This is a genomic window from Chitinophaga sp. GbtcB8, assembly GCF_019091455.1.
Classification (GTDB): Bacteria; Bacteroidota; Bacteroidia; order Chitinophagales; family Chitinophagaceae; genus Chitinophaga.
Window position 1 is genome coordinate 193,300 of sequence record NZ_JAGXJN010000004.1, and the last position, 21,125, is coordinate 214,424.

General features: G+C 48.1%; 18 protein-coding genes. 10 read left to right on the top strand and 8 right to left on the bottom strand.

Going from position 1 to position 21,125, the window contains the following annotated elements:
• Positions 1 to 118 precede the first annotated feature (118 nt).
• The 5 genes from KVT36_RS07285 (at position 119) to KVT36_RS07305 (ending at position 5,891) form a co-directional block, all read left to right on the top strand.
• Positions 119 to 409, top strand: coding sequence for a hypothetical protein (locus KVT36_RS07285; protein WP_089907278.1), 291 nt, complete (start codon positions 119 to 121; stop codon positions 407 to 409).
• 510 nt (positions 410 to 919) lie between these two features.
• Positions 920 to 2,074: a lipopolysaccharide assembly protein LapB gene (locus KVT36_RS07290; protein WP_217602827.1), complete on the top strand. Its 1,155-nt coding sequence runs from the start codon at positions 920 to 922 to the stop codon at positions 2,072 to 2,074.
• A gap of 99 nt (positions 2,075 to 2,173) precedes the next feature.
• Positions 2,174 to 2,710 carry a hypothetical protein gene (locus tag KVT36_RS07295; protein WP_217602828.1) on the top strand — a complete coding sequence of 179 codons (537 nt, stop codon included), beginning with the start codon at positions 2,174 to 2,176 and terminating at the stop codon, positions 2,708 to 2,710.
• A 148-nt stretch (positions 2,711 to 2,858) separates the two neighbouring features.
• Entirely contained in the window at positions 2,859 to 4,778 is a 1,920-nt protein-coding gene (gene acs, locus KVT36_RS07300) for an acetate--CoA ligase (protein ID WP_217602829.1), read from the top strand.
• 171 nt (positions 4,779 to 4,949) lie between these two features.
• Complete coding sequence (locus tag KVT36_RS07305; RefSeq protein ID WP_217602830.1) at positions 4,950 to 5,891, top strand: alpha/beta hydrolase; 942 nt, start codon at positions 4,950 to 4,952, stop codon at positions 5,889 to 5,891.
• Positions 5,892 to 5,897: 6 nt separating this feature from the next.
• On the opposite strand, the gene KVT36_RS07310 is transcribed toward KVT36_RS07305, so the two are convergent.
• The 6 genes from KVT36_RS07310 to KVT36_RS07335 all read right to left on the bottom strand — a co-directional run bounded on the left by KVT36_RS07310 (position 5,898) and on the right by KVT36_RS07335 (position 12,910).
• Positions 5,898 to 6,458: a murein L,D-transpeptidase family protein gene (locus KVT36_RS07310; protein ID WP_217602831.1), complete on the bottom strand. Its 561-nt coding sequence runs from the start codon at positions 6,456 to 6,458 to the stop codon at positions 5,898 to 5,900.
• Positions 6,459 to 6,617: 159 nt separating this feature from the next.
• Positions 6,618 to 9,563: an insulinase family protein gene (locus tag KVT36_RS07315; RefSeq protein WP_217602832.1), complete on the bottom strand. Its 2,946-nt coding sequence runs from the start codon at positions 9,561 to 9,563 to the stop codon at positions 6,618 to 6,620.
• Between the two features lie 196 nt (positions 9,564 to 9,759).
• Positions 9,760 to 9,975: a hypothetical protein gene (locus KVT36_RS07320; RefSeq protein WP_217602833.1), complete on the bottom strand. Its 216-nt coding sequence runs from the start codon at positions 9,973 to 9,975 to the stop codon at positions 9,760 to 9,762.
• 154 nt (positions 9,976 to 10,129) lie between these two features.
• Positions 10,130 to 11,074 carry an outer membrane beta-barrel protein gene (locus KVT36_RS07325; protein WP_217602834.1) on the bottom strand — a complete coding sequence of 315 codons (945 nt, stop codon included), beginning with the start codon at positions 11,072 to 11,074 and terminating at the stop codon, positions 10,130 to 10,132.
• Between the two features lie 31 nt (positions 11,075 to 11,105).
• Positions 11,106 to 12,422 carry an anti-sigma factor gene (locus KVT36_RS07330; RefSeq protein ID WP_217602835.1) on the bottom strand — a complete coding sequence of 439 codons (1,317 nt, stop codon included), beginning with the start codon at positions 12,420 to 12,422 and terminating at the stop codon, positions 11,106 to 11,108.
• Positions 12,423 to 12,424: 2 nt separating this feature from the next.
• Positions 12,425 to 12,910, bottom strand: coding sequence for an RNA polymerase sigma factor (locus tag KVT36_RS07335; RefSeq protein ID WP_089907257.1), 486 nt, complete (start codon positions 12,908 to 12,910; stop codon positions 12,425 to 12,427).
• A 350-nt stretch (positions 12,911 to 13,260) separates the two neighbouring features.
• On the opposite strand from KVT36_RS07335, the gene kbl reads away from it, so the two are divergent.
• The 4 genes from kbl to KVT36_RS07355 all read left to right on the top strand — a co-directional run bounded on the left by kbl (position 13,261) and on the right by KVT36_RS07355 (position 17,440).
• Positions 13,261 to 14,466, top strand: a complete 1,206-nt coding sequence (gene kbl, locus KVT36_RS07340) for a glycine C-acetyltransferase (protein ID WP_217602836.1) — start codon at positions 13,261 to 13,263, stop codon at positions 14,464 to 14,466.
• A 316-nt stretch (positions 14,467 to 14,782) separates the two neighbouring features.
• On the top strand, positions 14,783 to 15,583 hold the full coding sequence (gene blaOXA / locus KVT36_RS07345; protein ID WP_217602837.1) for a class D beta-lactamase: 801 nt from the start codon (positions 14,783 to 14,785) through the stop codon (positions 15,581 to 15,583).
• A gap of 88 nt (positions 15,584 to 15,671) precedes the next feature.
• Positions 15,672 to 16,700, top strand: coding sequence for a VWA domain-containing protein (locus tag KVT36_RS07350; RefSeq protein ID WP_217602838.1), 1,029 nt, complete (start codon positions 15,672 to 15,674; stop codon positions 16,698 to 16,700).
• A gap of 2 nt (positions 16,701 to 16,702) precedes the next feature.
• Positions 16,703 to 17,440 (top strand): tetratricopeptide repeat protein, encoded by a 738-nt coding sequence (locus KVT36_RS07355; protein WP_217602839.1) that lies wholly within the window; start codon positions 16,703 to 16,705, stop codon positions 17,438 to 17,440.
• A 136-nt stretch (positions 17,441 to 17,576) separates the two neighbouring features.
• On the opposite strand, the gene KVT36_RS07360 is transcribed toward KVT36_RS07355, so the two are convergent.
• Together KVT36_RS07360 and KVT36_RS07365 are read right to left on the bottom strand one after the other, a co-directional pair.
• Positions 17,577 to 17,957, bottom strand: coding sequence for an efflux RND transporter permease subunit (locus KVT36_RS07360; RefSeq protein ID WP_217602840.1), 381 nt, complete (start codon positions 17,955 to 17,957; stop codon positions 17,577 to 17,579).
• An 83-nt stretch (positions 17,958 to 18,040) separates the two neighbouring features.
• Complete coding sequence (locus KVT36_RS07365; protein WP_217602841.1) at positions 18,041 to 18,901, bottom strand: helix-turn-helix domain-containing protein; 861 nt, start codon at positions 18,899 to 18,901, stop codon at positions 18,041 to 18,043.
• A gap of 88 nt (positions 18,902 to 18,989) precedes the next feature.
• Here KVT36_RS07365 and ispG point away from each other — a divergent pair, with 88 nt between their 5' ends.
• On the top strand, positions 18,990 to 20,942 hold the full coding sequence (gene ispG / locus KVT36_RS07370; protein ID WP_217602842.1) for a (E)-4-hydroxy-3-methylbut-2-enyl-diphosphate synthase: 1,953 nt from the start codon (positions 18,990 to 18,992) through the stop codon (positions 20,940 to 20,942).
• Positions 20,943 to 21,125 lie beyond the last annotated feature (183 nt).

Consider the following 21,125-nt stretch of genomic DNA (forward strand, 5'->3'; position numbering starts at 1 on the left):
TAAATCATTATCAATATATTTGCTGATATAAAAGCAGGCAATTATTGATTATCCTAACTAATTATCAATGCTAACATCAAACACTTTTTTTGATAGCAACGTATTAAACCTCCAAACCATGAAGAAATTAGTGCCGCACACACCGGTGCCTGTGAACATGCTGCAGGATATTCATGCCAACCTGATTAACTTCCCCATCCGTTTCCGGGAAAAGGTTTGTGAAGAATGTTCCTGGAGCATCCCTACTTTTTACCGTAAAATGCGGGGAGTGGATAAGCCTGCCGAAGGGGACAAAAAGATGATCCCTGCATTAAGTAATGCTGAGAAAGAAAAAATTATGGCGGTACTGGATGAAGCATTCCAGGAGCTGCATACCTACAGTGAGCAATACCGTAAAAAACCACGTTAAGCATTTTGCCATTGCGGATTTTGTTTTAGCTATTCCCGGGTAGGAAGATTACTGTGTATGTTATGAAATGCGTTTTATAAAATAGCAGCCCTGGATTTAAGGTGAATACTGATGTATTATCCCTTATTGGAAATGTGTTCATAAACAGCAGCCCTGGATTTAATGTGAATGCTGGTGTATTAGCCTGTATGGAAAATGTGTTCATAAACTGCAACCCTGGTTTTTAATGTGAATGCTGGTGTATTAGCCTGTATGGGAATGTCTTAATAAACAGCAGCACCGGATTTAAGGTGAATGCTAGTGTATTATCCTGTATGGGAAATGCGTTCATAAACTGCAGCACTGGATTTAAGGTGAATGCTAGTGTCTTATTCCGTACTGAAAATATGTTCTATAAAACAGCCACCCTCGATTAATGTGTATGCCAGTGTCTTTTCAAGGAACATTCTTTCTTCAACTAAAGTTTTAGTATTTAAAACTAAATACTTAGTTTTATGAAAAGATGTACCTATGCATGCACGTTGTTACCTGCTCCTGTTGCTGATACACCTGGGCCTTTCCAGCACCTATGCACAGCAGGCGCCGGAAATAGACCAGGCAGTAGTAATGAGCTACTTCCAGGACCAGCAATATGAACCCGCTATCCAATACCTGCAAAGCCGTATACAGCCGGATAATATTAAACAGCTGGCATTATTGGGGTATGCCTATTACCAGGCCGGTAAGTGGCCGGAAACTATTCAAACATATCAGCAAATACTGCATTTAGACAGTACATATATCCCGGCCTACCAATACCTGGGCGGCATTTATATGCAGCAGGAGCAGGCCAGACTAGCTATTCCGCATTACCGCAAACTGGCGGCCCTGCAACCGCAGGCGCAAACCTTTAAGCAGCTGAGCTTTGCGCTGTTTGCCGCCCGGGAAGCCGACAGTGGTTTTGTGTACCTGCAACAGGCATATGCCCTGAACCCGTTTGACAGTAAGGTGGTGGCGCGCATGGCAGAAGAATGGCTGGACCGGCAGCGGTACAATGCGGCTGATAGTGTGCTGCAGCCCTACCTGGCAAAAGATTCCCTGCAAACTACGGTGATCATACCGGCTGTGAAAACGGCCTATTTCCGGAAAGACTATGCGCAGGCCATTATGCTGGGGCAGCGGCTAATGCGGCAGCAGGTTGTTTCTGTTGCTGCCTATACTTTTGTAGCAGCCGCCTGCTACAATCTGAAGCGCTACCAGGAATGTATATATGTAAATGATTTCCTGACGCAGATGAATATGTCAACCGAAGCTATTATGTATTATGCAGCTATGGCCTGCACGCAGCTAAAGGACTATACCCGCAGCAATACGCTGCTGCAAACCTGCATTGACCTGGCAAAATCCAAAAGCCTGGATGACTACTACAGCGCTATGAGCGTGAACTATGAAGGGCAGCATGTATTCAGGAAAGCTACCGCCTGCCTGGATACTGCGTACTACCTGTTTCACGCACCCCTGCGGCAGTATAGCATAGGGCGCATTTATGACTATCACCTGCAAAACCCGGCCATCGCACAGCGGTATTATAAACGTTACCTGTTACTGGCACGTAATAAGGATGATGACCCGGCTATTTCCAGGTATGTAACCCAGCGGTTAAGGGAAATGGGGGGCGGAAAATAAGAAAGCAATGCGTAAATAATATAGCACTTACTAGCCATATGATTATCGGGGACTGCCACTATATTTGCAGTGGGTTCACAAGAGTACCATTTGACGTATATGAAAAAATTTTACGGAGGCTTATCCCTGATTGCCTTTATTGTTATGTTATCCACGCTGCAGATGAGCGTTGTGTCCTGTACCAAAGAATCTATTGACACGGTTACCGTAATACAGAAAGATACTGTTATTCAGAAGGATACTATCATCCGGGAAGATACTTCGGTGAATATGCAGATCATTACTGCCAACCCCTGGAAAATACAGGAGATCCGTGGACTGAAGGGTACCAATAAAACCCTTTATTACCTGCGGGGTGCTACTGGTAATACGGACAACTTTGACAATGAATACATTGTTTTCAACACAGATAAAACCGGTATGTACACGGATAATAATGGCGGTAAAAGTAACCTGACCTGGGACTTTAGCACCTCCGACAGTAGCCGGATCGCTTATACGGTGAGTTTTCCGGGCAATCCTATTACTATTACCTGGAGTAACCTGAGCTTTAAAGACGGCCGCCTGAAATATGAAGAATATTATACCAATGCAGGTGTAAATGTACATACCTACGGCATTAGAATCCCTAAATAGATCCCTATACCAAACTTTAACCAGTACAAAATGCCTCCTTTCCGGGGGCATTTGTTTTTTAAATAATTTATAGCTGCTGTGAGAAATGGAGAAAAGAAAATAAATTTACTCTCCGTTGTAACAAACGTAACTACAAAACAAAGCAGCTATGGCCTCCTACCCGTATCAGATCAAAAATTTTGAAGAATACCAGCAAGCCTATAACCAAAGCGTTGTAGACCCCGAAGGTTTTTGGGGTAATGTAGCCGAACATTTTTTATGGCGCAAGAAATGTGATAAGGTGCTGGAATGGAATTTCAAAGATCCCGATATAAAGTGGTTCCAGGGTGGAAAAATGAATATTACTGAATACTGCCTGGACCGCCACCTGGCTACCCTGGGCAATACGCCTGCCATTATATGGGAGCCGAATGATCCGGAGGAGCGCCACCGCATACTTACCTATCGTGAGCTGTATAACAAGGTATGCCAGTTTGCCAATGTGCTGAAAAACAATGGTATAAAAAAAGGCGACCGTATTTGTATTTACATGGGTATGATCCCTGAGCTGGCCATAGCGGTGCTGGCCTGCGCCCGTATAGGCGCCATACACTCCGTAGTGTTTGGCGGTTTCAGCGCCCAGTCCATTGCCGACCGTATACAGGATGCGCAGTGTAACCTGGTAATTACCTGTGACGGCGCTTTCCGCGGCAATAAAGACATTCCGCTGAAGTCCGTAATAGATGATGCCCTGATGGCCTGCCCCAGCGTAAAAAAAGTAATTGTATGTACCCGTACCCGTACCCCCATCAGCATGCTGAAAGGCCGCGATGTGTGGTGGGAGGATGAAATAAAACAGGTAGAGACCCTGGGTAACCCACCCTGCTCTGCCGAAGAAATGGATGCGGAAGATATGCTGTTCATCCTGTACACCTCCGGCAGCACCGGCAAACCCAAGGGCGTAGTACATACCTGCGCCGGGTACATGGTGTACACCAATTACACGTTTGTAAATACTTTCCAGTACAAGCCCGGCGAGGTATTTTTCTGCACGGCAGATATTGGCTGGATCACGGGGCACAGCTATATCCTCTATGGCCCGCTGAGCGCCGGGGCCACTACCGTGCTGTTTGAAGGCGTGCCTACCTGGCCGGATGCGGGGCGCCTGTGGGATATTACCGATAAATTCCGGGTTGATACTTTATATACTGCCCCTACAGCTATACGTAGTTTAATGGGCTTTGGCTTAGGCCCCGTAAATCATAAAGACCTGAGCTCCCTGAAAAAACTGGGCAGCGTAGGCGAACCGATCAATGAAGAGGCCTGGCATTGGTTTAAAGACCATATTGGCAAAGGCAAATGCCCTATTGCTGATACCTGGTGGCAAACAGAAACCGGCGGGCATATGATAACGCCCATTGCAGGCATTACCCCGGAAAAACCCGGTTATGCTACCCTGCCGCTGCCGGGAGTGCAGCCCATACTGGTAGATGAAAATGGTAAGGAGATCCAGGGCAACGGTGTAAACGGGAACCTCTGCATTAAATTCCCCTGGCCCGGTATGCTGCGTACTACCTACGGCGATCATGAGCGCTGCCGTAAAACATACTTTGCTACATACGAGAACCTGTACTTTACCGGCGATGGCTGTATGCGCGATGAAGACGGCTATTACCGCATTACCGGCCGTGTGGATGATGTGCTGAACGTAAGCGGCCACCGTATTGGTACTGCCGAAGTGGAAAATGCCATTAATATGCACGCCGGCGTAGTGGAAAGCGCCGTAGTAGGCTATCCCCACGATATTAAAGGGCAGGGTATTTATGCTTACGTGATCTGCGATACCAATCCCTCTAAAGATGCAGAGCTTACGAAGAAAGATATTATACAAACCGTGTCCCGCATTATTGGGCCTATTGCCAAACCGGATAAGATCCAGTTTGTAAGCGGCCTGCCTAAAACCCGCTCCGGCAAGAACATGCGCCGCATTTTGCGCAAGATCGCTGAGAATGAGCTGGACAACCTGGGCGATACCAGCACCTTGCTGGACCCTGCGGTGGTGGATGAGATTAAGCGGGGAAGGCTTTAAAAAGTCCATGGTCCATAGTCGATGGTCCATTGCCTGGTGCGGTGGTACAAGTAGGCAATAAAAGATTTTTCCACCCGGGATGATCGTTTATTGCCTGTTCTTGTTTAATATCACAACGTTAAATGCCATGGACCATCGACTATGGACCATGGACTGTATAATACCTGAACTATGTCATTACTGAAGCGTATTGGTAAAATACTGTTGGTATTCTTCCTTCTCTCCAACATTATCCTGGCCTTTCATGCCTGGAAGTTCACGCATTTTTATGACGACGCGGGCCACAGGAACAAACGCCCGGAGCAGATGAACGCCTGGGAAAAAACACGCATTATTTTGTTTGGGGTAAACCTGTCAAAATCTGTTAACAGGGACCGGCCGGCAGTGCCTTATAAAACCATTAACCTGCATACTAAAAATGGCCTGCGGCTGGAAGGCTGGTGGATAGATGCCCAGCAACCGGCTAAAGGCACGGTGATCCTGTTCCATGGTTATGGCGCCAGCAAGAGCTCGCCCCTGGCGGAAGCGGCGTATTTCCGGCAGCTGGGGTATAATACCTTTCTGCTGGATTTCCGTGCACATGGCAATAGTGAAGGGTATGTATGCAGTATTGGTTATAAAGAAGCGGAGGATGTAAAGCTGGCGTATGATTATGTGCGCAGCTGCGGCTATCAGCACATTTCCCTATGGGGCATGAGCATGGGCGCGGCAGCTATTCTGAAAGCAGTGCCGCAATATCATTTACAGCCGGACAAGATTATGCTGGAAGCACCTTTTGCTACTTTAACGGATGCCGTGAAAAGCCGTATGTGGGCTGTGCATATGCCGGGTACGCCGCTGGCGCAGATCGTTACCTTCTGGGGTGGTGTGGAGCAGGGCTTTTGGGCAGCTGGTTTTAAGCCGGCGGAGTATGCAAAGAAGATACAGGTGCCCACTTTATTATGCTGGGGTAAACATGATATACGTGTAATGGAGCATGAAACACGCAGCGTGTATACACAGCTGGGTACTAAACAAAAGCAGCTGGTGGTCTTTGAAACATCCGGTCACCAATCATTTTGCCGGAATGAGCCGGAGAAATGGAAAGCTGCGGTGAGCCATTTTTTGCAATAGAAAAAATTAGCGGCGTATTACTACCGGGGTACCTACTTTAATAACATCGTACAGCTCATTTACATCCCCATTCTTCATACTCACACAACCTAAGGTCCAGTTAATGCGGCTATCCACATACGCATCGCGGATGCCGGAGTTGTACTCTACGCCATGAATGCCAATGCCACCGCCAATATCCGCATTAGCAGGCAGAATGCCCTGCTGCTGGCGCTGATGGAATTTGGCCCAGGAAATTTCATTGGGATAATCCAGCAGCATAAACCGGCTCCAGCGGCCATCATACCGTTTACTTGAAATATGAAAAGTGCCTTCCGGCGTTTGCCGGTCGCCCTGCCTTTGTTTATCCAGCATATCACGGCTGCCGAATACTACTTTATAAATTTTAATGAGCGTTACATCCTCATACAGGTACATCCTGTAATCGCTTTTATCTATCAGCAGGAACACTTTGTCTGCATCAATGGCTGCAGGGTTCAGCTTTACGGTGTATAACCCATTCTCGCTATTAAACCCGGCCAGGGGGATCAGCAGTAATAATAAAATACTCCAACAGTAGCGCGGCATCTCACAAGGGTAATTTAGTACAATGATAACGATGCTGTTAAATCGTTTATTGTATGAAGCGCAAAGCTGAAAGCAAAAAGCAGAAAGCTTAAAGGTTATAGTAGCCTTTCTGCTTTTTCGCATTTGCTTTGTGCTTTCAGCTTTATGCTTTGCGCTTTTTTAGTATCCGAACAACTCGTCCAGCGTTACTTTTTTTACTTCGCCGTATTTTTTAAGATCGTCCTGGCTAACCTTTTTCTCTGAACCTAAAATACAATAGGTGTAAGGTTTGCCTGCCAGGTTCTGATCATGGAACTTCTTCACATCATCAAAGGTCAGCTTATCAACAGCAGCGTATACCTGTTTACGGTAATCGGTGTCCAGGCCCAGCTTTTTGGCGGCCAGGTAGCTCATAATAATACCATCTTGTGTAATGCGCTCTGTTTCCAGGTCCTGCTTCATGCTTTCGCGGGCAGTTTCAAACAGCTTGTCAGAGCGGGGTATATCATTCAGCAGCTCATTCATACCGGTAATGGCTTCATTCATTTTATCGGCCTGGCTGCCTACATAAGCTACTACAGAATAGCGGTCCTCCTTTTTATCAGGTGAAACGTAGAAGGCGTAGGTGGAGTATGCCAGGGCTTTGGATTCACGGATGGTCTGGAACACGATGGATCCCATGCCGCCGCCAAAGTAATTATTGAATAAAGAGATCACTGCGGTGTTCTCCGGGTTGTAAGCTGATGTGCTGTTACGCACCCAGTTTACTTCTGCCTGCACCATATCGTAATCGGCAAACAGTACCTGGTTGCCAGTCTGCGTGCTCTTTTCAAACTTCACGGCTGCCGGTGCGGTTTGGAAGGTGGCGGGTATGGTATGCACCTTCTTTACGGCTTCTGATGCTGCTGCCAATGTTTGCGGACCGTAATAAATAACGGTATGCTTATAGGAAGGCAGTGTGTGCAGCATTTCTATCAGCTCTGCGGAGGTTAAGCCATCCAGGTCTGCCTGGCTTAGCTGGTTGTTGTAGGGGTTTTTAGGACCATACATGCCGTACTGCACCAGGCCACGCATAATAGCTACTTTGCTCAGCTTATTATCTGTACGGGCTTTTTGCAGGCGGCCTTTTAACGCAGCCAGGGCTGCTTCATTAGGCTGGCAGTGGGTAAGCAGGTGCTCAAACAACGCTATGGCTTTATCAAAATTCTCCTGCAGGCCGGAGATAGTAATAGTAGTAACATCGGTACCTGAGCTTACGTTAAAGTTGCAGGCTATGTTATAAAACTCTTTGCTGATCTGCTCTGTGGTATACTTGTCTGTACCCAGGAACTGCAGGTACTGCGCGGCCAGGGGCAGCTTTTTGTTATTCCAGCTACCCATATCAAAACGGTAGTGGAGGCGGAACAGCGCGTTATCGTTGTTCTGCACATACAGCATTTCTGCCGGGCCTACCTGGCTTTTCTGAATGTCTTTATTATAATCCAGCCATTGCGGTTGTACCGGTGTGGCGGGTATGGCGGCTACTTCTTTCAGGAAGGGGGACTGCGCTTCGCGGTTCACCTCTACCGGGGTAATAGAGGGCTTTTCTACCTTTTCAATATTCTTATCTTCCCCTTTACGCTTATACAGCAGCACGTAATTATTTTTCAGGTATTCGTTGGCAAAATCAACGATCTGCTTTTTCGTAACCTTGCTCATGGCATCTACCATCTCCACATCATTCAGCCAGTTTTGTCCGCGGTGCTTAATGAAACCGTCCATAATGGAGTTGGCGCGGTTGTTATTACTTTCCAGGCCCTGTAGCTCAGAAAGCTTGGCGTTGTTAACGATGGCTTTTACCAGGGTTTCATCAAACTCTCCTTTTTTCAGGATCTCCAACTGGCCCAGCAGCAGATCTTTAACTTCTTCCAGTGTTTGGCCCTGTTTGGCTTTGCCGCTCAGGTAAAACACGGTATAGTCTTTCCATTGCAGCTGGCCTACGCTGGCGTTCAGCACTTTCTGCTGCTTGTTAATGTTAAGGTCCAGCAGGCCGGCCTTACCATTGTTCAGGATCTGCGCCAGCACGTTTGTTACTACGGCTGCTTTGGTATCCACTGCTCCGGGTAAACGGAAGGCAATGTTCACGTTTTCAGCATCGGGCCCAAACACTTCTTTTACCACGGGCGCCGCAATAGGTTTTTCTACCGGGGCTTTGTATTCGTGGATAGGTTTGGGCTGCATGTAGGCAAACTCTGTGTCTATTTTTTTGATCACATAATCCGGGTCAAAATCGCCTGCCATTACAATGGCCATATTATTGGGCACATAGTAGGCATTATAAAAATCGCGGATGGCTTTCAGGTTCGGATTTTTCAGGTGCTCCACGGTACCAATGGTTGACTGCTGCCCGTAGTTATGCGTGGGGAACAGCGCTGCCAGCATGGTTTCATACATCTTACGGCTATCATTATCCAGGCCGCGGTTCTTTTCTTCATACACTGCTTCCAGCTCTGTATGGAACAGGCGGAAAACGGGTTCGCGGAAACGCTCTCCCTGTACAAACAAATATTTATCTACGGCATTGGAGGGAATATCTTCTTCATAAATGGTTTCCTCTACCCAGGTATGGGCATTGGTGCCTTGTGCGCCCATGCCGGCCATCATTTTATCATACTCATTGGCAATGGCATATTTGGCTGCCAGGCCGGAAACGCTGTCTATCTGGTGGTATACCGTTTTGCGGGGGCCGGCGCCGCTGGTGTGGTTATAGGTATTATATAAACCTTCTATTTTATCCAGGTAACCTTTTTCCTGCGCCCAGTCCAGGGAGCCGAATTTGTCGGTGCCCTTAAACAGCAGGTGCTCCAGGTAGTGGGCCAGGCCGGTGTGGTCTTTGGGATCATTGTCGCTACCGGCGCGCACGCCGATCAGGGTTTGAATGCGGGGCTCTTTTTTGTTAACGCTCAGGATAACGGTTAACCCGTTCTTTAGTGTATAGAAACGTGCCTGCATGGGGTCATCGGTCACGTACCGATAGGTATATCCCCCTGAAGTGGCTTCTTTCCATTCATATTTGTCCTGTGCACGTACGCTGTACATAGTACAGGACAGTAACAGCATGAAAATGGCTCTTTTCAAAATAGTCATACGTTGGTTTTTGGAAAAATGAAATATAGATCGCCAAATATATAGAAAAGGGGAAAGCCACAAACAGGGGAAAAGGGAAGAAAGGTGAAAAAACGTGAAAAGTGATGAATGAGGGGCATAACAATAGCGTTCCGCAGCCTCTTGGGCCGGAAATTCCAATGAATAATATTCTCACTTGATAAGTACGCTCAAATGCCTATTGGCGCTGGCTGGCAAACTGGTACCGGGGGCGCAGGCGTGTCATCAGGGTATCGGCCTTAGGCGACAGATAATGGTGGCTGGCCAGGTAGCGGAAGCTTACCAGGTATAGCTGCGGGTTGCTGCCTACCATGGTTAATGCGGCGGCGGAGAAAAGCTGCTTAAGATATTGCTGGCGGGAACTGCTGGGCGGGGCTTCTGACCGTTTAGCCATAAACGTTTCCTTTTTTGCAGGGGTAGGGTTTACACCCAGAATGCGTGTATCACAGGAATGTGCCCATACAATAAATCCGGAACAAGCTAAGAAGGTCAAAAAAGTACGCATAAGCCTAGTCTTAAGTGTGCTGGGTTAAGGTTATGAAAAAACGTCAAAAGCCATTAAAACGGATGCCTACGGAAAATGGATATTGCTCCAGCCCGTAGGAATGCAGCGGTGTGAGCGCAAAGTTACCATAAAGTTTCACTGGTCCATAGCCCAGCTCACTGGTAATGCCCATCCGCCATTTGTTCAGGTTGAAATCGTCTGTACGCTTTACTTTGCCTCTCTCTTCACTGATCTGTTTGGTGCGTGATTTTACCAGGTAGCCTGCCATTACACCCATACTAACATCCACAGAGCGGCCGGGCCTGGCCGGATTAGACGTAAAATTCAGCATCAAAGGTACGCTCAGGTATTCTGCAAACAATTTATTCTTTGAAAAATGTATAGAATCTTCCCGGATTATTTGTGTAGGATACCCTGGCACATACGTAATGCTACGGGCATAACGATAGTTGTTCATTTCGACGCCTATAGCGTATATGAGGTTTAATTTATGCTTATAGATATTTAAGCGCTGCATGAGCACCCAAATGTTAACATTAATGGATTTATCGGGGATCAGCTTAAACTCGTCCGGTGAAAGGGGTGCGCTGGCGCTGCGGGGGGCAAAGGTATTAAGGCCCTGTGCAGAATAATCATAGCTTTTACCGGCTGCGTTCATTGCATAACCGGGGGTGGCATAGGCCATCAGGGCTGCGGCTCCTGCGCCGGCGTAGTCACTGCGGTCAATGTAATTATTAAAGCCCAGGTCTATTACCAGCCAGCGGGTGTGCAGGTTCTTTTTAAGCTTATTGCGCGTGTATACGGTATCGTTATAAAACTTGTAGTGGTTCTTTCCCCGCGCGTCTTTGCCTTTGATGATGATAAGGCCTTTGATCTGGATAGTATCTGCCGTAGGCACAGTAGCGGCAGGGGCAAGCTTTTGGGCCTGTACCTTCCCTATTGTAAGCATGAGCAATAAAAAGATCCAGCGTAAAATTTTATACTTCATATGTTCTGTTCTGTGTTGATATGGTTCCGCATTATTTCTGACGTTTTTTCCGGGAAAAGAATTTAGCCACATTGGTAACCCCGTTCAGCAACCGGCTTTCGCTGCTGCTGGTTACGGACATAATCAGCTCTCCCTGTATTTCCGGTGCAGGTGCGGCGGCTGCCGGCTGCACATCAGGGGCTGGTGTATGGGGCATCTTCACAGAGCTGGCCATGGTTTGGTCCCGGTTGGCAGCTACATCCTGTTGTACAGGAGGCACTTCTGCCGTGGTTTGGATCTTCTTTTCCAGGTGTTGCTGTACCACCTCTTCAGAGGTAGCACGCGGCTGGGGCAGCTGTGCCAGCGCAGGTTGTGCATTGCTACCAATAACGGTATTGGTATTGGCAGATGCCGCAGCAGATGGGCTTACAGCCGCTTTTTGTGTAACAGTACGTTTTATGGGGGTATTGTTCTTAGCTATCAGCGCATGTTTTTCCGGTACTGCAGCCGGGGTATTGTTAGCCAGCGCAGGTGCGGGCTGCTGTGTAACCGGGAGTGATTGTACGGGGGGTGCCGCCCTTTGCAGGTTTTGCCCTGGTGCTGCAGGCGTAGCTGTTTGCTGTTGCTGGCTGGCTGCAACCATAGCCGCATTCTGTGCGCCTTGTTGTAAAGGCAGTATCCAGAGCAGGAATGCGCCGGCTACTACAGCGGCGGCAGCGCCCCACCAAATGGGGCTTATACGTACTTTAGTTGTGGTTTTGCGGTACAGGCTGGCTTTACCGGGCATGCGCAGGGCAAGATCTGCCTGCAGCCTGGTACGTTGTAACAGCTGCAGGCTGGCCTGCAGCTCCGGGTGCTGTTGCAGGAACTGCTGCAGTGTTTGTTCTTCAGCGGCAGTCAGCTCGCCATCAATATAACTTAAGAAATACGTTTCGTAATTATCTGTTGTTAAGGTGGCGGTGTGACGGTAGAGCATTTCCTTATGCTCAAAGGCCGGTGTATCCGCAGCAGGCAGGCGCATAGCCTGCCAGGTTTCCAGCTCCTGCGCCACATGCGGGTGCTTATCCAGGAAAGCTTGCAGGGCGGTAGTTTCGGCGGCGTTTAGCTCACCATCAATATAGCTGAGCAGGAAGGGTTCATAATTTTCCAGGGTAATAATGGTGCTGCGGTACAGCAAAGCTTTATCGTTAAACACCTCGCCGGTATCCGGTTTCAGAATGGCAGCCTTATACACTTCCAGCTCCTTTGCCTGTGCAGGGTGCTGTTTCAGAAAGGCTTCCAGGGCGGCCCTTTTCTCCGTGTTCAGCTCTCCATCTATATAACTGAGCAGGAACTCCTCATAATTCGATATGTTGATGTCTACAGGCACAATTATATAACGTTTTCCATTTTTACCAGATAGTTCTTTAAATGTATCCTGGCCCGGTGCAGGTAAACTTTTACCTGTGATGGGTTCAGGTGCATGATGCTGCTGATCTCCTCATAGCTGTATCCCTCATAATCTTTCAGCAGTATCAGGGAGCGCTGTACTTCCGTAAGCCGGTTCAATGCCTTTTCCAGCACATTTTTGGCATTGTGTACGCGTTGCTCCGATATTTTTGTTTCCTCGCGGAACTGATCCACCAGGGTAATACGTTTCACTTTCCTCACATGATCTATCATATTATGATACGCTACCGTAAAAAGGTACGACTTCGCCTTTTCAAAAGGTACGTCATTACAGTGCTTCCATAATATCTCAAATGCGTTTTGTACCACGTCTCTCGCGTCTTCCGTATGTTCCAGGTTCTTAACAATGAACCGGAAGAGATTATCCGCGTACAGGTCCACGCATTTATTGTACTCCTTTTCCGTCATCCGGTGTTGCGGGATTTTAGTGCTAAGTTCCGACAAATACCTGAAAACCGCTCCATCCCGTTTTAGTGGGCAGTTGGCTGTCCGCAGCAGGCAGTGAATAGTTCAGTATAGTAAACTGCCTACGTGGAACTGCCGGCTAACAGATTCCCGCTTCTGGCCCACTTTTTCATAACCGTGCAGGAATTGCTTTCATTCAATTTATCGCGTAAATGATAGTACTATGACGTAGGGCGGGCGGGAAATGTTACAACCCGGTCAAACTTTTTAGGTAAAACCGGGAAAGGACGGGCAAGCTCATGGAATGGTGCTACATTTATTCTCATAAATTTGTCACATAAATACCCAAGTTTATGAACCAGCGCTTTATAACCCGTTTGCAACAGGAACTGGATGAGATCCGGACTGCCGGCCTGTATAAAAATGAGCGGATCATTACTTCCGAACAGGGAGCTGAAATACAGGTGAACGGTAAAACCGTGGTGAATTTTTGCGCCAACAATTACCTGGGGCTCAGCTCCCACCCGGATGTAATAGCGGCTGCCAAGCAGGCTATTGACAGCCATGGTTATGGTATGAGCAGCGTGCGTTTTATTTGCGGCACACAGGACATTCACCGGGAGCTGGAGCAGAAAATAGCTGCTTTCCTGGGCCTGGAAGACTCCATCCTGTACGCTGCTGCCTTTGATGCCAATGGCGGGGTATTTGAGCCCCTGTTTGGCGAGCAGGATGCCATTATTTCCGATGCCCTGAACCATGCTTCTATTATTGACGGGGTGCGCCTGTGTAAAGCACAGCGCCTGCGTTATGAACATAATAATATGGCCGACCTGGAGGCTAAGCTGCAGGAAGCCGCCGGCCCCCGTAGCCGCATTATTGTAACGGACGGCTCCTTTAGCATGGACGGTACCATTGCCCAGCTGGACAAGATCTGCGACCTGGCTGATAAGTACGACGCCATTGTAATGAGCGACGAAAGCCATTCCTCCGGCTTCTTAGGCAAAACCGGCCGGGGTACCCACGAATACCGGGGTGTTATGGGCCGGGTAGATATTATTACCGGCACCCTGGGCAAAGCCCTGGGCGGCGCTTCCGGTGGTTTTACCAGCGGTAAAAAGGAAGTAATAGATATGCTGCGCCAGCGTAGCCGGCCCTACCTGTTCTCCAACTCCGTAGCCCCCAGCATTGTAGGCGCCTCTATTGCCGTGCTGGATATGCTGAGCCACACCACCGCCCTGCGGGATAAGCTGGAATACAATACCAAATACTTCCGCAGCAAAATGACGGAAGCAGGCTTTGATATAAAACCCGGCGACCACCCTATAGTACCGGTAATGCTGTACGATGCGGTGCTGAGCCAGCAGTTTGCAGATAAGCTGCTGCAGGAAGGGGTGTATGTAATCGGGTTCTTTTTCCCGGTGGTGGCCAAAGGGCAGGCGCGTATACGCGTGCAGCTGAGCGCTGCGCATGAGCAGGCGCACCTTGATAAGGCTATTGCAGCATTTACCAAGGTAGGGAAAGAGCTTGGGGTGATTAAGGAGGGAGTGGGAGCGAAGTAGGGCGATGATTAGTGTGGGGAGGTTGAAAATTGTAGCAAAATGATGTAGGGTTTTATGTAGGGGGGAGGAGTTGCACAGGGATGTCAGTAGGGAAAAAGGGGTGTTTTAGGAGGGCAGGACCCTGGTTGCGCAGCAATTGCGCACGGGTTGCATACGGGTTGCGGCGCCATTACGGAACTTTTTCAGGAGACATATTATACAAGCCCTGGCAGGTTTAAAAACTTGCCGGGGCTGTTTGTTTTTAAGAATGCTCCCGACATAGCCTGCATCCTTACCACTGATTTATCTACTTTTGCAGCAATTAATTCAACAACCGATGAAATATTTAGGCTGGATAGGCCTGCTGGCAACCTTACTGATCAATGCCTGCGCTCCTAACAATGTAAGTGAAGAAAAAAGCTGGGAAAAATACTTTACAGAAAATAAGGTAGAAGGCTGCTTTATGCTGTATGACAACAGCCAGGGCACCTTTAAGGTATATAACCTTGACCGGGCCAAGGAACGTTTCCTGCCGGCATCTACCTTTAAAATATTCAACGCCCTGGTTGGTCTGGAAACCGGGGTGATCAGGGATACCGCTATGGTGATCAAATGGGACGGCATTCCCCGTGAAAAGGAATGGGACCAGGACCTGAGCATGCAGCAGGCTTTCCGCTTATCATCCGTACCCTACTTCCAGGAAGTGGCCCGCCGTATTGGCAAACCCACCATGCAGCATTGGCTGGATACTATTAAATACGGCAACATGAAGATGAGCCGGATAGATACCTTTTGGTTAGATAATTCCCTGCAGATCTCCCCGGATGAAGAGCTGGGCTTTGTAAAAAAACTCTACTTCGACAATTTACCTTTTACCAAAACCTCTATGCAATGGGTGCGCAGCGTAATGCTGATGGAAAAAAACGGTAAATATGAGCTGAGCTATAAAACCGGCTGGGGTATTAACGGCCGCAAAAAAATAGGCTGGATCACCGGTTGGGTAGAGGAAAACGGGCATCCTGCGTTTTATGTGCTGAATATTGAATCTGACGATCCGAATATTGAAATGCCTGATGTGCGGATGAAGATCCTGAAGGATATTTTGAAGCAGGAAGGATATTTTGAAGGGCATAAGTGATGTGGCCTGAGGGGGTTACCGTTAAAAATCTCCTAAACCCCATCTTTTCGTTCTGTAAAACGTGGCAAAAAAATTATATTTGAGCCATATGTTACGTTTTCAGCATAGTGAATATTTATGGGCGCTGGCGTTATTGCTGGTGCTGCAGCTGGCTTTCATCAGCGTTACCTGGTGGAAACGCCGTTCCATACGCAGGCTGGGCGACCCTACCCTGGTGGAAAAACTATTCCTGGGGTATAGCCGCCGCCTGTTCACCCTCAAATTCCTGCTGCTGTTTGTAGCCTTCTTTTTTGGGGTGGTAGGGCTGGCTAACCTGCAAAAGGGCAGCCGTATGGAAAAGATCACCCGTAAAGGCGTGGATGTAATAATTGCCCTGGACGTAAGTAAGAGCATGCTGGCCGGCGATATTAAACCGGACCGCCTTACCCGCTCCAAGCAGCTTATTACCAAGCTAATGGACAAGCTGGATAATGACCGAATAGGCCTGGTAGTATTTGCTGGTAATGCCTACCTGCAAATGCCGCTTACCATTGACTACTCTGCCGCTAAAATGTACCTGAGCACTGTAAGCCCGGACATGATCCCTACCCAGGGTACGGCCATTCCCCAGGCTATACAGGCCAGCAACGATGCTTTCAATAAAAAAGAGCGCAAACATAAAGCCCTCATTATTATCTCCGACGGGGAAGATCATGACGAAGGCTCCCTGCAAAAAGCCCGCGCAGCTTTTGATGAAGGAGTGGTGATCAATACCATTGGTGTAGGCTCCCCCACCGGCTCTCCCCTGCCCGATCCGGAAACCGGTGGTCCTAAAAAGGATAAGGATGGCAATATCATTATTTCCAAACTGGATGAAAACGAGCTGAAAGCTATTGCGGCGGCCGGCAAAGGCATTTACCAGCACCTGGATAATAATACGGAAGAAGTAGTGAACACGCTGGTGAGTAAAATTGACGGCATGGAGCAAAAGGAGTTTGGCGAAAATATATTTACAGACTATAACAGCTATTTTCAGTACTTCCTGGCAGCCTGCCTGCTGCTGATAGTAGCGGAGTTTTTTATACCGGAAGTAAGACGGCGGAAAGAAGAAGAAGTTGTTACCATTGTTAAAGAATGATCATGCAGAAATTGAGTTCTATCTACCATATGCTTTTTGTAGTCAGCCTGTTATGCTGTAGCAGCGCGGCTTTTGCGCAAACCGGCAATAAGTATATCCGTAAAGGTAATGAGCTGTACCAGCAAAAACAGTATACGGATGCGGAAGCCAATTACAAAAAGGCGCTGGAACAAAACCAGCAGTCGGATGTAGGCCGGTATAACCTGGGCAACTCCCTGTACGAGCAAAAACGGTATGACGATGCCCGTACCCAGTACACCAACAGCCTAAAGCTTTCCAAGGATAAAACCGTAAAAAGTGATGCTAACTATAACATTGGCAACACCTATATGGAAGGTAAAAAATGGGAAGAAAGCATTAAGGCCTACAAACAAAGCCTGAAAATGAACCCGGCAGATGAAGAGGCCCGTTATAACCTGGCCTATGCCCAGTCTATGCTGAAAAAGCAGCAGCAAGGCGGTGGTGGTAATAATAAGGATAATAAAGAGAACAAGGATAAAGACAAGAAAAAGCAGGACCAGCAGAACAAAAACCAGAATAAAGATCAGCAGGATAAACAAAAGGACCAGCAGGATAAAGACAAAGAACAACAGGATCAAAAACCGCAGCCACAACCCAGCAAGCTGGATAAACAGGAAGCGGAACGCCTGCTGCAGGCCCTGAACCAGGAGGAAAAGAAGCTCCAGGATAAAATGAAAAAAGCAAAAGGCCAGCCGGTGCAGGTGGAAAAAGATTGGTAGTTATATAGAGTATATAATATAAGCTATGCCCGTTCAAAGCCATCCTCGCCCGGTGGCTTTGAATTTTATTCCAGGCCCTCTTCTTCCAGTGGATCAGGCAGTTCCACTTCAATGGATATCTTATGATAAGTGTACTTTAAGAAATCGTTGTATTGTGCCCGTAATAACGAAAACAGCTCATTAGGTGCATTGTCTTGTTTGTAATAATTTTGAAATTGTTCTTCTGTAAGGTTAATACTGTAAGCAATTCCCTTAATATCCAGGGTAATATTATTTCAATGGCTTTAATACCGGTTACATACAGGAACAGGTTCTGGTAGTTGGTAGAAATAAAACCTTCCATTTGCTGCGGCGACATACCCCCATAGGGCTGTGATACATAGATGGAAGGTAAATTCAGATCCGGGAAAATATCGATCTTAATATCACGCAACGATGAAATGCCGAAAAAAAGCAGGCCTATCACAATTACAATGACAGCAATGGGCTTTTGTAAGGCTAGCTTGATCAGGTTCATGAGTGTAGTTGAGTGAAAGGGAACAGGGCAAAATTAGCAGACGGGCCGCGTTCCTGTTAGGACAAAACGGTTATTGCCTTGTACTATTTGAACATTACATCCCGGAAATCCTGCGGGGCAATACCAGCGTGGTTCTTAAAAAAGCGGCTAAAATAGGCCGGGTCTTCAAAGCCCAGCTCATAGCTGATCTCTTTTACGCTTTGGTGGCTGAAAGAGAGCTTGCGTTTGGCTTCCAGCACCAGGCGGTCGTGCAGCAGCTCTGTAACGGTTTTGCCTGTCTTTTCGCGGGTTATCTCGTTCAGGCGTTTGGGCGTAAGGGAAAATTCGCTGGCGTAAAAGGTAACGTGATGCTGTGCCCGGAAATTTTTTTCCAGCAGGCGGCGCAGCAGCACTACCCGCTCATCGCCCTTCAGGGGCGCAATAGCCTGGGCAGCATTGCGCTTTTTCTCCCTTTCCGCCTGTAGTAAAAAGGCGTTCAGGTAATGTTTTATGATGCTGCGGCTGCTGCCGGAAGCGCTTTTTTCCCGGTACATCAGCTCTGCCAGCAGCTGGAAAGTGGCGGCGGTACGGTTACTGATACGGATGGGCGCATACCCGCGGGTAGCATCAAACAGGTTGGTAAAATCGTACATGGTAGCCTGCTCATGGCGGTTGCTGAAGTAAAAATGCTCCGTAAAGGTGATCACGTGGCCTTCCTTGGCATCATCCAGCAGCTGGTGCACCTGCCCGGGTTCCAGCAGGAACAGCATATTATCTTCCAGCTCATAGGATACAAAATCCACTATATGCTGCCCGCTGCCTTTGGAAAACCATACCACCTGGTAATGATCATGCCGGTGCGGCTGCCGGGTAAGCTCCGTTTTAAAGCCCTGCAGTGGAAAAATATTGAACTGCCCTGTAAAAGGCAGCTGCTGATATGGTATATCCGTGTGTTTTTGCAGCATACACTTCAAATTTAAAAAATTGGAACCGCAGGTGTACGCCGCTCATAATAATTAACAACTTGCCACTATTCTTTACCTTTGCAGCACTATGCAGCTATATTGCCCTTCACTCACAGCATATAAGCGTTTACCCACCCTGGAAGTAAAGGTGGGCGACCTGCTTATCGGGAACAATCACCCTATCCGTATTCAAACCATGACCACCACGGATACCATGGATACCGCCGGCACCGTGGCGCAAGCTATCCGTTGTATAGAAGCCGGGGCAGAGCTGGTACGTATTACCGCCCCCAGCAAAAGCGAGGCGGAGAACCTGCTGCCCATTAAGAACGAATTACGCAAAAGAGGCTATCACACGCCCCTGGTAGCAGATATACATTTTACGCCCAATGCAGCTGAAATTGCCGCCCGTATCGTAGAAAAAGTGCGGGTGAACCCGGGCAACTATGTGGACAAAAAGAAGTTTGAGACCCTGGTATATACTGATACGGAGTACGCAGAAGAGATAGAGCGCATCCGCGACCGGTTTACCCCGCTGGTGAATATTTGTAAGGAATATGGCACTGCCATGCGTATCGGCACCAACCATGGCTCCCTCAGCGACCGTATTATGAGCCGCTACGGGGATACGCCCATGGGCATGGTGGAAAGCGCCATGGAATTCCTGCGCATTGCCGGAGATCTGAACTACCATAACATTGTGCTGAGCATGAAATCCAGCAACCCGCAGGTAATGGTGCAGGCCTACCGCCTGCTGGTACATACCATGCAGCAGGAGCTGGGGCATTGTTATCCCCTGCACCTGGGCGTAACGGAAGCCGGCGACGGGGAAGACGGCCGTATTAAATCCGCCATTGGAATTGGCGCCCTGCTGGAAGATGGCGTGGGCGATACCATTCGCGTATCACTGACAGAAGACCCGGAATTTGAGCTGCCCGTGTGCCGCGACCTGGTGAAACGTTATACTAACCGGGAAGGACATGCACCTATCCTTTCCATAGATAAGCCGCCTTACTCACCCTTTGAGTACAAACGCCGGGAAACCATTGCCGTGGATAATATTGGCGGCAAACAGGTACCGGTAGTAGTAGCAGATTTCGGCGGTATTAAAAATGTTCAGCCCAATGACCTGGAAGCCATTGGGTACCATTACGATGCGGACACCGACAAATGGAACATTGCCGACCAGGCAGCTGATTATATTTTTACAGAGCAGGTATTACCTTTTGCCTTACCGGGCACTTTAAAGGTGATAACTCCGTATGAAACCTGGCTACAGGCCACAGATAAGGAAAAGTACTTTCCTTATCTGACGCAGGAAGCTTACCTGGGCACGGGCAAAAGATCGGCTGTACTGAACGTAATAGATACCGACAGCGGAAAGCCCTTAACAAGTACCCTGCTGCAAAAGCTGAAAACAGATACTACGGCCGTACTATGCATAGTGGCTACAGAGAATAAGCATGCCATGCCGGAAGTGCGCCGTATGTTAATGACGCTGATGGAACAGCAGGTAGCTAACCCGGTGATCTTATTAAGCTCCAGCACACATACCGAAGTAGATGACCGCCTGCTGCAATACGCCATAGAAACCGGCGCCCTGCTGCTGGATGGTTTTGGCGATGGTATAGGCCTGGGCATTAATTACACACAGCAACGCAGCCTGCAGGACCTGGCCCGTATCAATCCCGTGGCCTTTGGCATTTTACAGGCTACGCGCACGCGTATATCCAAAACAGAATACATCTCCTGCCCTTCCTGCGGCCGTACTTTGTTTGACCTGCAGGAAACCACCGCTAAGATCCGTGCAGTAACCAACCACCTGAAAGGGGTAAAAATTGCTATTATGGGTTGTATTGTAAACGGCCCTGGTGAAATGGCGGATGCGGACTTTGGCTATGTAGGCAGCGGGGTAGGTAAAATAACCCTGTACCGCGGTAAGGAAGTGGTAAAGCGGGGACTGAACAGCGAAGTAGCCGTAACAGAGCTTATAAACCTGATAAAAGAGAATGGCATGTGGGTAGAAACCCAGGCCAACTAAAATAAAATGCCCGCCTGGGGTGGGGCGGACATTTTGCTATAGCTATTTTTTGAGGTTAACAGGATGTTGAGAAAAGCGTTTCAACACATTGCATCAATAGGTGGTGAAATCTTAGGGGTTAACTGCATCTATTGGACAGTACAAAGGTACATTCTGATGATCATGCCGGACAAGCGTATTTAT